We start from the raw sequence: 13,312 nt of genomic DNA, 5'->3' as shown, positions 1-13,312 counted from the left end.
CCCCCACCAGAACCAACCCCGTTCCACACCCACAACAAGTTGCGAGTAGTACTAAGCGCCAGCCCCACAGGGGTCAAGCATCATCGACGATTCCACTAGTGAACACCACCAGTGCCACCCGGACGGATGCCAGTGTGCGGGGTGTGTGCTCCTTAGAAAGGAGGTGATCCAGCCGCACCTTCCGGTACGGCTACCTTGTTACGACTTCGTCCCAATCGCCAGCCCCACCTTCGACAGCTCCCTCCCTTACGGGTTGGGCCACCGGCTTCGGGTGTTGCCGACTTTCGTGACGTGACGGGCGGTGTGTACAAGGCCCGGGAACGTATTCACCGCAGCGTTGCTGATCTGCGATTACTAGCGACTCCGACTTCATGGGGTCGAGTTGCAGACCCCAATCCGAACTGAGACCGGCTTTTTGGGATTCGCTCCCCCTTACGGGATCGCAGCCCTTTGTACCGGCCATTGTAGCATGCGTGAAGCCCCGGACATAAGGGGCATGATGACTTGACGTCATCCCCACCTTCCTCCGAGTTGACCCCGGCAGTCTCCTATGAGTCCCCACCATTACGTGCTGGCAACATAGAACGAGGGTTGCGCTCGTTGCGGGACTTAACCCAACATCTCACGACACGAGCTGACGACAGCCATGCACCACCTGTACACCGACAAAAGGGGCCTCATCTCTGAGGCTTTCCGGTGTATGTCAAACCAGTGTAAGGTTCTTCGCGTTGCATCGAATTAATCCGCATGCTCCGCCGCTTGTGCGGGCCCCCGTCAATTCCTTTGAGTTTTAGCCTTGCGGCCGTACTCCCCGGGCAGGGCGCTTAATGCGTTAGCTGCGGCACGGAACCCATGGAATAGGCCCCACACCTAGCGCCCAACGTTTACGGTGTGGACTACCAGGGGTATCTAATCCTGTTCGCTCCCCACACTTTCGCTCCTCAGCGTCAGGTAATGCCCAGAGAACCGCCTTCGCCACCGGTGTTCCTCCTGATATCTGCGCATTTCACCGCTACACCGGGAATTCCGTTCTCCCCTGCATACCTCTAGTCTGCCCGTATCGGAAGCCAGCACACAGTTAAGCTGTGTGTTTTCACTCCTGACGCGACAAACCGCCTACGAGCCCTTTACGCCCAATAATTCCGGACAACGCTCGCACCCTACGTATTACCGCGGCTGCTGGCACGTAGTTGGCCGGTGCTTCTTCTGCACATACCGTCACTTTCGCTTCGTCTGTGCTGAAAGAGGTTTACAACCCGAAGGCCGTCATCCCTCACGCGGCGTTGCTGGATCAGGCTTCCGCCCATTGTCCAATATTCCCCACTGCTGCCTCCCGTAGGAGTCTGGGCCGTGTCTCAGTCCCAGTGTGGCCGGTCACCCTCTCAGGCCGGCTACCCGTCGAAGCCATGGTAGGCCATTACCCCACCATCAAGCTGATAGGCCGCGAGCACATCCCCCACCGAAAAACTTTCCACCACAACCCATGCGAATCGTGGTCATATCCGGTATTAATCACCGTTTCCGGTGGCTATCCCAAAGTGGAGGGCAGATTACTCACGTGTTACTCACCCGTTCGCCGCTCGAGTACCACCGAAGTGGCCTTTCCGCTCGACTTGCATGTGTTAAGCACGCCGCCAGCGTTCGTCCTGAGCCGGGATCAAACTCTCCATCGAAAACAAACACCCACACCAACCCAAAGGCCAGCACAGGAAAAAGAGAGCCACATCCCCTGACAAAAGACACAACACTGACAAAAAATATTGTCAGAAATTATTGTCTTCAACCAAAGAAACCACCACCACAACCATGCACCCAACCCACCCAAAAGGCAGACCAAACACAAGTCACGGTGACGGGGCAAAACAAACTAATTCGTCGACTATGACACACTGTTGAGTTCTCAAACATCAGAGTCACCCAAGCGCCTCCGACTGAGTCGGACTTGTCTTGGGGACAACCTGCAAAAACTTACCGGTCCGGCCTGCGCCAGTCAAACTGGCGAGTTGTGGATCGGTGTCGGACGCGGCTGTACCCAACTTGTTTGCCCTCTCGGCCCGAAGTTCGGCGTTCGCTTGCGGCGACAGGTGAAACATTAGACCCAAGGTGGCGAGCGTGCCAACTCGGGGTGGACTTCTTGGTGTTTGTGCAGGTCAGAGCCTTGCTCGAGGTGTTCGTCGGGGAGGCGGGCCGGTAGACCGACACCGTGCGCTCGCCGGTCAACCAGTACCGCCGGGGGGGCATCTGCTGCCTCTCGAAGGCCCACACGAGGTCCCGAGGAGATATTTCTGGGATCGGGCGTGTCAGCCAGCTCGAGCCTGACGCGACCCGTGGCCGGGTCGTTCCCGTAGTCGGACAGGTCGATGTCGAGGGCCTTGCACAACCGAGCCGGCCCGCGCGCCGGGTCGCGATCGGGGGCACCGGGGCGGCGTACCCGCGCGGTCTCGATCCCGGAGACCACCTCGCCCGCGCGCAGCAGCACACCCGACGGTGTGCCTTCTCCCCCGCACACCACGTTGGCGCAGTGGTGCATGCCGTAGGTGAAGTAGACGTAGAGGCGACCGGGCGGGCCGAACATCGCCGCATTGCGCGGCGTCTGCCCGCGGTACGAGTGCGAGCCCGGGTCATCGGCCCCGGCGTAGGCCTCCACCTCGGTGATCCGTACGGCCACGTCGCCGCAGCGCAGGATCGAGCCCAGCAGGGTCGGTGCCACCTCGAGCACCGGCCCCGCCCAGCGGGTCGTCAGCTCAGCTGAGGCGCTCACGGCAGGCGGCAGCCACCGCGGTCAGCTCGGCCAGCTGCTCACGGACGCGCTCGGGGGCAGTGCCACCGCGGCCGTCGCGTGACTCGACGGAGCCCCGGGCGGTGAGGACGAGACGAAGCTGCGAGGTGAGCGCGGGTGAGATGGCGGCGTACTCCTCGTCGGTGAGCCCGTCGAGGTCGGTGCCCTTGGCCTCGGCCGCGCGCACGCAGGCGCCGGCCACTTCGTGGGCGATCCGGAACGGGGTGCCCTCGCGCACCAGCCACTCCGCGATGTCGGTCGCGAGCGAGAACCCCTGCGGAGCCAGCTCGGCCATTCGCTCCGTGTTGTAGACGAGCGTCGCGACCTGACCGGTGAAGGCCGGCAGCAGCACCTCGAGGGTGTCCGGGGAATCGAAGACGGGCTCCTTGTCCTCCCGGAGGTCGCGGTTGTAGGCCAGCGGCAGCGCCTTCAGCGTGGTCAGCAACCCGGTCAGGTTGCCGACCGGGCGACCGGACTTGCCGCGGGCCAGCTCTGCGATGTCGGGGTTCTTCTTCTGCGGCATGATGCTCGACCCGGTCGACCGGGGAGTCGTGGAGCGTCACGAAGTCGAACTCCCCGGTGGCCCACAGGATGATCTCTTCGGCGAGCCGGGAGATGTCGATCCCGATCTGGGCACACACGAAGGCGAACTCCGACACGAAGTCGCGCGATGCGGTGCCGTCGATCGAGTTCGCCGTCGAGCCCGTGAAGCCGAGCTCGGAGGCGACGAGCTCCGGGTCGAGGCCCGGGCTCTGGCCGGCCAGCGCTCCGGATCCGTACGGCGAATCCGACCGCACCCGGACCTGCCAGTCGCCCAGCCGGTCGACGTCACGCAGCAATGCCCACGCGTGCGCCAGCAGGTGGTGCGAGAGGAGCACCGGCTGCGCGTGCTGCAGGTGAGTGCGACCCGGCATGATCGCACCGTGGTGGGTGTTCGCCCGGGTGGCGAGCGCGTCCACCGGGTCGAGCACCGGGCTCGCCAGGACGCGTCCGTGGTCGAGCAGGTAGCAGCGGAACAGCGTGGCGATCTGGTCGTTGCGCGACCGGCCCGCCCGCAGCTTGCCGCCGACCTCCGGACCGACCTCCTCGATCAGGAGCCGTTCGAGTGCACCATGCACGTCCTCGTCGGACGCGGACGGTCGCAGTCGCCCGGACGTGTACGCCTCGGTGAGCACGTCGAGCCCGCGGTGCAGCTCGTTCTCCTCGTCGGCCGTCAACAACCCCGCCGCCCCGAGCGCCTTCGCGTGGGCGTGCGAACCGGCGATGTCGTACAGCGCGAGCCGCCAGTCGAAGTGGGTCGAGCGCGAGAGTGCCTCCAGCTCCGGCGATGGCCCGCCCTCGAAACGACCACCCCACAGCTTGCCCTCGTTGGTCGCGCTGACGTCGCCCATCAGTCCGTCCCCGACTTCCATCGCCGCGCTGTCGAGCGCCTCGTCGTCGAGCTCGTCGCCGCCATTGGCGCGCGCGATGCGCTCCGCTCCCCCGGGCTCGATCTCGCCGAAGAGGTTGCCGTTCTCCACGAGCACGTGGCCCCGGTCCTGCGGCTGGCTGGCGTAGAGCTCGAGCTTGGCGCGCGAGTCGGCGATGTCGAGGTTGCGCATGGTGAGCTGGCCGATCCGGTCGGTGGGACCGAAGACGGCGTTGTCGGTGCGCTCCATCGAGAGCTTGTCGGGGTGGTAGGAGAACGCCGGCCCGTCGGTGACCAGCACCGTGTAGTCCTCGCCTCGACGCAGCCGCAGCGTCACCTCGCCCGTCACCAGAGAGGCGACCCAGCGCTGGATCGCCTCACGCATCATCAGCGCCTGCGGGTCGAGCCACCGCCCCTCGTAGAGCAGCCGACCGAGCCGGCGGCCCTCGTAGTGGTAGTTGGCGATCGTGTCCTCGTTGTGCACGGCGTTGAGCAGACGCTCGTAGGCGATCCACAGCAACGCCATACCGGGTGCCTCGTAGATGCCGCGGGACTTGGCCTCGATGATCCGGTTCTCGATCTGGTCGGACATGCCGAGCCCGTGGCGACCACCGATCTCGTTGGCCTTGAGCACCAGCTGCACTGCGTCGGGGAAGCTCGCACCGTTGATCGCGACGGGGCGACCCCCGGTCGAAGCGGATCGTGACGTCCTCGGTCTCGATCGCGACGGAGGGATCCCAGAACTTCACCCCCATGATCGGCTCGACGGTCTCGAGGGACACATCCGAGTGCTCGAGGGTCTTCGCTTCGTGGGTGGCGCCCCAGATGTTGGCGTCCGTGGAGTAGGCCTTCTCCTTGCTGTCACGGTAGGGCAGGTCGCGCTCGGTGAGCCACTGGCTCATCTCGGTGCGGCCGCCCAGCTCGTGCACGAAGTCGGCGTCGAGCCACGGCTTGTAGATGCGCAGCTCGGGGTTGGCGAGGAGGCCGTAGCGGTAGAACCGCTCGATGTCGTTGCCCTTGAAGGTCGAGCCGTCGCCCCAGATGTCGACGCCGTCCTCGTGCATCGCCCGCACGAGCATCATGCCGGTGACGGCACGACCCAGCGGCGTGGTGTTGAAGTAGGTGCGGCCACCGGAGCGGATGTGGAAGGCGCCGCAGGCCATCGCGGCCGGGGCCCTCCTCCACCGGGGAGGCACGGCAGTCGATGGCGCGGGCGATCTCGGCGCCGTACTGCTTGGCGCGACCGGGGACGCCGGAGATGTCCGGCTCGTCGGCCTGCCCGATGTCGGCGGTGTAGGTGCACGGGACGGCGCCCTTCTCGCGCATCCGGGCGACGGCTACGGAGGTGTCGAGGCCACCGGAGAAGGCGATGCCGACGCGCTCGCCGACGGGAAGGGAGGTGAGGACCTTGCTCACTTACTGGTCATCCTTTGCAGTGTGGTGGTTCGCGAGTTCGAGGAAGCGGCGCGCGAGTGCGTCGCCGCCGAGTGGATCACGGCCGATGACGAGCACGGTGTCGTCCCCGGCGATGGTGCCGAGCACGTCGCCCAGATCGGCACGGTCGAAGGCGCTGGCCGGGAACTGGGCCGCGCCCGGCGGCGTACGCAGGACGACGAGGTTGGCGCTGGCGTCCGCGCTCACGAGCAGCTCGGCGCACAGGCGCGCAAGTCGCTCGGTGGCACCGGCGGCCTCACGGGTGCTGGCGGGACCGCGGTCGCCGCCCTCGGCAGGCACGGCATAGACCAGCGGTCCGGCCTTGCTGCGGACCTTGACCGCGTCGAGCTCGACGAGGTCGCGGCTGAGAGTCGCCCGGGTGACGTGGACGTCGTGCTGGGCGAGCAGCTCGGCCAGCTCGGTCTGGGACCGGACCGCGTGGTTGGTCACGAGGTCGATGATCCGCTGGTGGCGGGCGTTCTTGGTCATCGGGCTGACGGCGGAGCTGCTCATGAGTGCTCCAACAGCCACGCAAGGATCGCCTTCTGCGCGTGGCGGCGGTTCTCGGCCTCGTCCCAGACGGCGCTCTGCGGCCCGTCGATCACCTCGGCGCTGATCTCCTTGCCGCGGTAGGCGGGCAGGCAGTGCAGCACGATGGCCTCGGGCACGGCGTGCGCCAGCAGGTCGCTCGTCACGCCGTACGGCGCAAACAGCTCGAGCCGCTCGACGGCCTCCTCCTCGCGACCCATCGAGACCCACGTGTCGGTGACGACGACCTGCGCGTCGGTGACCGCGGCGACGGGGTCGGTGCCGATGACAACGCTGCCGCCGGTGTCCTTGGCGATCACCCGTGCTCGCTCGGACCACGTCGGCGGCCGGCTCGGAAACCGGCTGGTGCGGCCACGGTGACGTGCAGTCCGGCGGTGGCGCCGGCGAGCACCCGGGGAGTTGCCCATGTTGCAGGCACCGTCGCCGACGAACGCGACACGCACCCCGGCCGGGGAGCCGAGTCGCTCCTGGACGGTCTGCAGGTCGGCCAGCAACTGGCACGGGTGGAAGTCGTCGGTGAGGGCGTTGACGACCGGGACTCGCGCATAGGACGCCATCGTCGCCGAGTCGGCCCGGTGGGCCGTGCGCCACACGATCGCGGAGGACTGTCGACCCAGCACGCGTGCGACGTCCTCCACGGACTCGCGCAGGAACCCATGGCGGCCGGGCCGCCGTCGACCGTCATGGGGTTGCCGCCCAGCTCGGCGATCCCAGCGGTGAAGGAGACCTGTGTGCGCAGCGTCGGGCGGTCGAAGACCAGCGCCACGGTCTTCGGGCCGGCCAACGGCTTGGGGCCGTAGGGGTCCTTCTTCATCGCGGCGGCGAGGGCGAGCACCTCGGCCTGCTCGGCCGGGGTCAGGTCGTCGTCGGCCGGGAGGTGGCGGGTCACGCGGACACCTCGCTCGCGCCGAGGATCGCCGCCCGGGCGTCGATCAGGCTGTGGGCGTCGGCGTCGGTCAGCACGAGCGGCGGGACGAGCCGGATCGTGCTCGGGCCGGTGGCGTTGAGGATGAAGCCGCTCGCCATCGCCGCAGTGACGACGCTCGGGGCATCGACGGTCAGGTCGAGGCCGATCATGAGGCCCTCACCGCGGATCTCGACGACCCGGGGGTCCGGCAGCCCGTCGCGCAGTGTCTTGCCGAGGGCGTTGACGTGGTCGAGGAGGTGGTCCTTCTCGATGGTGTCGAGGACGGCGAGCGCGGCCGCACACGCGACCGGGTTGCCGCCGAAGGTGGTGCCGTGGTTGCCCGGCTCCGGGGAGCGCGCCAACCTCGCCGAGGCCGATCGTCGCGCCGATGGGCATGCCGCCGCCGAGGCCCTTGGCCGGGGTGACGATGTCGGGCGTCACGCCCTGCCCGCTCGGGAGCTGGTGGGCGAACCACACGCCTGTGCGGCCGATGCCGGTCTGGACCTCGTCGAGCCAGAGCAGCGCGCCGTGGTCGTCACACGCCTGCCGGGCGGCCGCGAGGTAGCCGGCCGGCGGCACGCGCACACCCGCCTCGCCCCGGATGGGTTCGAGGACCACGGCGGCCGTCTCGTCGGTCACCGCTGCGGCGAGGGCCGATGCGTCGCCGTACGGGACGAAGGTGACGGTGCCGGGCAGCGGCTCGAAGGGTGAGCGGTAGGCGGCCTTGGAGGTGAGCGCGAGCGCGCCCATCGTCCGGCCGTGGAAGGCGCCCTCAGTGGCCACGATGTGGGTGCGGCCGGTGCGGCGGGTGAGCTTGAACGCCGCTTCGTTGGCCTCGGTGCCGGAGTTGGAGAAGAAGACGCGCCCCTCGGTGCCGAGCAGTGCGAGCAGGCGCTCGGCGAGGGGCGAGCTGCGGCTCGGAGGCGAAGAAGTTGGACACGTGCCCGAGCGTCTGGAGCTGCGTGGTCACCGCCTCGACCATCGCCGGGTGGGCGTGGCCGAGGGAGTTGACCTGCGATGCCGCCGAGGAAGTCGACGTATTCGCGTCCGTCCGCGTCCCAGACGTGTGCGCCCTCGCCGCGGGTGAGCAGCAGCTTGGGCGTGCCGAAGGTGTTCATCAGCGCGGATTCGTAACGGTCCTGCCAGCTCATGAGGTGCCTCCCTGCGCCGAGAGCGCCTTGCGGAGCTTGGTCGCGACGCCGGGCAGCACTGGGTGCCGACGCCCTCGTCGGTGAAGATCTCGAGGAGTACGGCGTGGGGCTCGCGTCCGTCGACGACGGTCGCGCGCGGCACCCCGTTGGTGACGGCTCGGTGACACGCCGTCATCTTGGGGACCATGCCGGCGTCCAGCGACGACAGCATCTCGCCGAGCGCCTCGGGGCCGATCTCCTGGATCACGTCGTCGGAGTTGCCGTAGTCGCGGTAGAGCCCCTCGACGTCGGTGAGCACGAGCAGCTTCTCGGCGCCGAGCGCGATCGCCGGGGCGGCGGCCGCCGTGTCGGCGTTGACGTTGTGGACGGTGCCGTGGATGTCGGGCGCGACGCTGGAGATCACCGGGATCCGGCCAGCCTCGACGAGGTCGAGCACCGCCTCCGGGCGGACGTGGGCGACCTCGCCGACGAGGCCGAGGTCGACCTCCTCGCCGTCCACGATGGTGTTGGTGGCGGTGGCGGTGAACAGGCCGGCGTCCTCACCGGAGAGCCCGACCGCGAGCGGACCGTGCTGGTTGATCAGGCCGACGAGCTCGCGCTGCACCTGCCCGACCAGCACCATGCGTACGACGTCCATCGCCTCGGGCGTGGTGACCCGCAGGCCGCCGCGGAACTCCGAGGTGATGTCGAGGCGCTTGAGCATGGCCGAGATCTGCGGGCCGCCGCCGTGGACGACCACGGGCTTGAAGCCGGCGAAGCGGAGGAACGCGATGTCCTCGGCGAACGCCTGCTTGAGCACGTCGTTGGTCATGGCGTTGCCGCCGTACTTCACCACGATCGTCTTGCCGTGGTACTGCTTCAGCCACGGCAGCGCCGCGGCCAGGGTCTTCGCATCTGTCTTCATGAGCTGTACGCGCTGTTCTCGTGGACGTAGGCGTGGGTGAGGTCGTTGGTCCACACCGTCGCGCGGGCGTCGCCGGCCTTGAGGTCGATGGTCACCGTGACCTCGCGACCGGTCAGGTCGATGCCGGACGGGTCGTCGGCCGGGGTCGAGCTGCGGCACACCCAGACGCCGTTCAACGCGACGTCGAGGTCGGCCGGGTCGAAGGCCGCCTGCGTGGTCCCGACGCTGGCCAGCACCCGGCCCCAGTTGGGGTCGTTGCCGAAGACGGCGGCCTTGAAGAGATTGCTGCGAGCCACGCTGCGACCGACCTCGACGGCGTCGTCCTCGGAGGCCGCGTTGAGGGTCGTGATCGCGATCTCGTGGTCGGCGCCCTCGGCGTCCTTGAGCAGCTGCATCGCGAGGTCGGTGCAGGCCCGGGTCAGTGCCGCCGTGAAGTCCTCGGGCGTGGGGGTGATGCCGCTGGCCCCGCTGGCCATGACGGTCACGGTGTCGTTGGTCGACATGCAGCCGTCGGAGTCGAGGCGGTCGAAGCTGACCCGGGTCGACGCGCGCAGTGCGGCGTCCAGCACGTCGGCCGGCACGACTGCGTCGGTGGTGATCACGACCAGCATGGTGGCCAGCGCCGGAGCGAGCATGCCCGCGCCCTTCGCCATACCTCCGATGGACCAGCCCGCCCCTTCGACGACGACCTGCTTGGAGACGGAGTCGGTGGTCATGATCGCCTCGGCGGCCGAGGTCCCTCCGTCGGCCGACAGCTCGGCGTACGCACTCTGGACGCCCGCCAGCAGGTCCTCGCGGCTGTTGGCGAGGCCGATCAGGCCGGTCGAGCAGACGACGACGTCGATGGCGCCGATGCCGACGAGCTCGGCGACCTTCTCGGCGACGGCATGGGTGGTCTGGAAGCCGTCGGCGCCGGTGTAGCAGTTGGCGCCGCCGGAGTTGAGGACGACGGCCTTGACGATGCCGTCCTTGACGACCTCCCCGGCTCCACAGCACCGGGTTTGCCTTGCAGCGGTTGGCCGTGAACACCGTGGCGGAATCGAACGTGGGGCCGTGGTTGACGACGAGGGCGAGGTCCTTGGCGCCGGTGGACTTGAGGCCGGCGGCGACGCCGGCGGCGGTGAATCCTGCGGGGTGGGTGGTGGTCATTTCTTGGTCTTCGTCTTTCCTTGGGAACGAGGCGCCCCGGTGGGCTTGGCGGGGACGGCGGCGATCACGGTGTGACCTCGTCGTCGCCATGCCTCGGTCGCCTTCTCCCCGTCGACGAGCCGGACCATGATCCAGTCGGTGTCGAAGGTGGACAGCGTGTAGACCGGGACCTCCCGCCTCGGCGAGCGGGACGAGCAGGCTCGCCGGGATGCCCACGGCGTCGGGGTCGAGCGTTCCCTGCACCGGAAGGCGGTCAGGGGGCCGATGTGCGGCGTCTTGGTCGGGATCGTCCGGGTCGCGCAGATGACGCTCGTCTCGGTGGCCGTGGCAGTCATCGAGAAGAGGCTCGCGCTCTCCGCCCACTTGGGCATCTCCGCGCCGGGGCCGAGCCGCACGATCGCGAGCTTCTCGGGGAACTGGAGCAGCGTCAGGGTGGGACCGCTGGTCTCGGGGGTGGTCTGCTCAGTCATGGTGCGAGTCCGATCGTGGAAAGGCCGGTGGTCTCATCGAGGCCGAGGGCGAGGTTCATGCACTGCACGGCGGCACCGGCGGTGCCCTTGGTGAGGTTGTCGATGGCGGCGACCGCCACGAGGCGACCGGCCGTCTCGTCGACGGCAATCTGGACGTGCACGGCGTTGGAACCGACCACCGCCTTGGTCTGCGGCCACTGGCCGGCAGGCAGGAGGTGGATGAAGGCTTCCTCGCTGTACGCCGCAGCGTAGGCCCGCCTCGCGTCCTGCTCCGTCACGTCGCCGGCGAGTGGCGCGGAGACCGTCGCCGGGATGCCGCGCGACATGGGAACCAGCATCGGGGTGAAGCTGACCTTGACCTCGCCGTCGTGGACGAGGCCGAGGTTCTGCGTGATCTCCGGGGTGTGGCGGTGCACGCCGCCGACGCCGTAGGCGCTGGCGTTGCCCATCGACTCGCTGCCGAGCAGGTGCGGCTTGAGGGACTTGCCGGCGCCGCTCAGTCCGCTCGCCGCGACGACGGTGATGTCGGGCTGGACCAGCCCCGCCTCCGGGGCGGGGGCGATGGCGAGGGTGGAGACGGTGGGGTAGCACCCGGGCACGGCGATGCGCCCGGCGTTCTTCAGGGCGGCTCGCTGGTCGGCGAGCTCGGGGAGGCCATAGGGCCACGAGCCGGCGTGCTGCCCGCCGTAGAACTTCTCCCACTGGGCCGCGTCGGTGAGGCGGAAGTCGGCACCGCAGTCGATCACCACCGTCTCGTCGCCCCGGGGCCTCCGCGATCTCGGCCGACTGGCCGTGCGGGAGCCCGAGGAAGACGACGTCGTGACCGGACAGGGTCTCGACGGTGGTGGGCTCGAGGACGCGATCGGCCAACGGCAGGAGGTGCGGCTGCAGGCTGCCGAGCCGCTCCCCCGCGTTGCTGCCCGCGGTCAGCGTTCCGATCGATGCGTTCGGGTGGCCGAGCAGGAGGCGCAGGACCTCACCACCGGCATACCCGCTCGCCCCCGCGACTGCCACCGTGAACTTCATGTGCATGACTATACATCACTCCGTATGTTCATCCGCTACTAGGGTTCGAGCGTGCTCGCCTTTCCCCAGTATCTCGATCTGATCGCCCACGACACGATGCGCGTCGTCGGAGCGTTGAGGCGGGCCGAGCCCGCTGCACCGGTGCCCGGCTGCCCCGACTGGCGAGCCGGTGATCTCCTCACCCACCTGATCGAGATGAACGACATCTGGGGCTGGCTGGTCATCAACCGTCCCAGCGACTTCAACGAGGGCTTCGTCGGCGTCTCGCCCCCGGCCGCCCACGCTGATCGCCTCGAGCTGCTGGATGTCACGAACCACCAGCTGGTCGAGGCCCTGCGACAGGTCGGACCGGACCAGCCCGTCTGCTACTTCGGCACGCAGGCACCGGCAATCCGAGTGGCCGGGCTGATGGCTCTCGAGACCGTGGTGCACTCGCGTGACGCCGAGCAGTCCGCCGGGCTGGCCATGACCCCGATCCCCGCGGACGTCGCGGCGGACGGCATCGCCCAGCAGCTCGCCCACCCGGACGACGGCGAACAGGCAGCCCGGCTGCCCCGCGGCGTCTCGCTCACCACCACCGACACCGGGGACTCCCTGGACCGTGCTCGTGGCGGAGGCCGACGCCGACGGCACGCTGCGCCTCACCGACCCGGGCTCCATTGGGCGCTCAGGTCTCCGCGCCCGCGGCCACGTTGCTCCCCCGGCTCTTCGCCCGGACCCACGACGCCACGCTGGTCACCGAGTCCGGCGACCCGTCGCTCCTGCGGACCCTGCGCCTCGCGCTGGGCCACGAGGTGGCACCGGTCGGCCGCCGACGGTGGTGGGGGCGCTGAAAGAAGTGTCTCGGTGTCCGTCTCTCACCCTAGGTTGAAGCCATGACGCTCCTGAGCCCCGAGACCTATCTCGACCACATCCGTGTCGAGTCCGCTCGCTTCCGGTCAGTTCTCGCCGACTGTGACCCGGAGGCGCGGGTGCCCACCTGCCCTGACTGGTCGGCGGCCGACCTGCTCTGGCACCTCGCCAAGGTCCAGCGGTTCTGGGCGGGCATCGTCGTTGACCGCCCGGCCGAGAAGGACGAGGCCGACGAGCCCGAGCGGCCTGCGGCGTACGCCGCCCTGCTGGCCGCCTTCGACGATTGGTCCGCCGCCCCGGTCGGCGCGCTCGAGGGCATCGACGTCAAGGAGGAGGCGTGGACGTGGTCGGACGACCACACGGTCGGGTTCATCCTGCGCCGGCAGGCGCACGAGGCGCTGATTCACCGACTCGACGCCGAGCAGACCGCTGGTGCGTTGTCAGAGGTGGACGCCAACCTCGCCGCCGACGGCGTCGCGGAGATGATCGGCGTCATGTTCGGCGGCTGCCCGCCATGGGGTTCGTGGGAGCCGCTCCCCCACTACGCCCGGCTCGACTGCACCGACACGGGTGACGAGCTCTGGGCACAGTTCGGCCTCTTCAGCGGCACCGACCCCGACAGCGGTGACGTGATCTCCGGGGAGCAGGACTTCCACCTCGTCGAGGCGCCCGACGACGTCGAG

At 68.5% G+C, this 13,312-nt stretch carries 5 protein-coding genes, 1 rRNA gene and 8 pseudogenes; 2 read left to right on the top strand and 12 right to left on the bottom strand.

All coding sequences use genetic code 11. The features are described from left to right. Positions 1 to 156: 156 nt before the first annotated feature. The 12 genes and pseudogenes from LP418_RS25100 to argC all read right to left on the bottom strand — a co-directional run bounded on the left by LP418_RS25100 (position 157) and on the right by argC (position 11,783). Positions 157 to 1,673, bottom strand: a 16S ribosomal RNA gene (locus LP418_RS25100). Positions 1,674 to 2,092: 419 nt separating this feature from the next. Further along, positions 2,093 to 2,761 (bottom strand): DNA-3-methyladenine glycosylase, encoded by a 669-nt coding sequence (locus tag LP418_RS25095; RefSeq protein ID WP_336275812.1) that lies wholly within the window; start codon positions 2,759 to 2,761, stop codon positions 2,093 to 2,095. Then, positions 2,745 to 4,170, bottom strand: a pseudogene (argH, locus tag LP418_RS25090) (argininosuccinate lyase). Before argH ends, LP418_RS25095 begins: the two are co-directional and overlap by 17 nt. 9 nt (positions 4,171 to 4,179) lie before the next feature. Continuing rightward, a pseudogene (gene argG / locus LP418_RS25085) lies at positions 4,180 to 5,603 on the bottom strand (argininosuccinate synthase); the annotation flags it as partial. Next, positions 5,604 to 6,134, bottom strand: coding sequence for an arginine repressor (locus LP418_RS25080; RefSeq protein ID WP_257954109.1), 531 nt, complete (start codon positions 6,132 to 6,134; stop codon positions 5,604 to 5,606). After that, a complete protein-coding gene (locus LP418_RS25075) occupies positions 6,131 to 6,790 on the bottom strand; it encodes an ornithine carbamoyltransferase (protein ID WP_257954108.1) in 660 nt (219 codons plus the stop codon). The genes LP418_RS25080 and LP418_RS25075 overlap by 4 nt, the downstream gene beginning before the upstream one ends. A gap of 110 nt (positions 6,791 to 6,900) precedes the next feature. Next, positions 6,901 to 7,005: pseudogene (locus LP418_RS25070) on the bottom strand (ornithine carbamoyltransferase); the annotation flags it as partial. Positions 7,006 to 7,055: 50 nt separating this feature from the next. Then, a pseudogene (locus LP418_RS34580) lies at positions 7,056 to 8,228 on the bottom strand (acetylornithine transaminase). Positions 8,229 to 8,409: 181 nt separating this feature from the next. Then, positions 8,410 to 9,039, bottom strand: a pseudogene (argB, locus tag LP418_RS34575) (acetylglutamate kinase); the annotation flags it as partial. 89 nt (positions 9,040 to 9,128) lie between these two features. Then, positions 9,129 to 10,281, bottom strand: a pseudogene (argJ, locus tag LP418_RS25050) (bifunctional glutamate N-acetyltransferase/amino-acid acetyltransferase ArgJ). Further along, positions 10,278 to 10,751 carry a hypothetical protein gene (locus LP418_RS25045; RefSeq protein ID WP_257954105.1) on the bottom strand — a complete coding sequence of 158 codons (474 nt, stop codon included), beginning with the start codon at positions 10,749 to 10,751 and terminating at the stop codon, positions 10,278 to 10,280. The pseudogene argJ and the gene LP418_RS25045 overlap by 4 nt, the downstream one beginning before the upstream one ends. Continuing rightward, a pseudogene (gene argC / locus LP418_RS25040) lies at positions 10,748 to 11,783 on the bottom strand (N-acetyl-gamma-glutamyl-phosphate reductase). The gene LP418_RS25045 and the pseudogene argC overlap by 4 nt, the downstream one beginning before the upstream one ends. A 45-nt stretch (positions 11,784 to 11,828) precedes the next feature. Here argC and LP418_RS25035 point away from each other — a divergent pair. Together LP418_RS25035 and LP418_RS34570 are read left to right on the top strand one after the other, a co-directional pair. Continuing rightward, positions 11,829 to 12,656, top strand: a complete 828-nt coding sequence (locus LP418_RS25035) for a maleylpyruvate isomerase N-terminal domain-containing protein (protein ID WP_257954104.1) — start codon at positions 11,829 to 11,831, stop codon at positions 12,654 to 12,656. Then, positions 12,653 to 13,168 (top strand): annotated as a pseudogene (locus LP418_RS34570) (maleylpyruvate isomerase family mycothiol-dependent enzyme); the annotation flags it as partial. The gene LP418_RS25035 and the pseudogene LP418_RS34570, both read left to right, overlap by 4 nt. Positions 13,169 to 13,312: the final 144 nt, after the last annotated feature.

The sequence above is a fragment of the Nocardioides sp. B-3 genome, assembly GCF_024703895.1.
Lineage (GTDB): Bacteria > Actinomycetota > Actinomycetes > Propionibacteriales > Nocardioidaceae > Nocardioides.
This window is presented reverse-complemented; position numbering and strand designations above follow the sequence as displayed.

Excerpts from the sequence above, each read along its gene's own strand:
- LP418_RS25045 (WP_257954105.1), bottom strand. The coding sequence starts at position 10,751 with ATGACTGAGCAGACCACCCCCGAGACCAGCGGTCCCACCCTGACGCTG.
- LP418_RS25080 (WP_257954109.1), bottom strand. The coding sequence starts at position 6,134 with ATGAGCAGCTCCGCCGTCAGCCCGATGACCAAGAACGCCCGCCACCAG.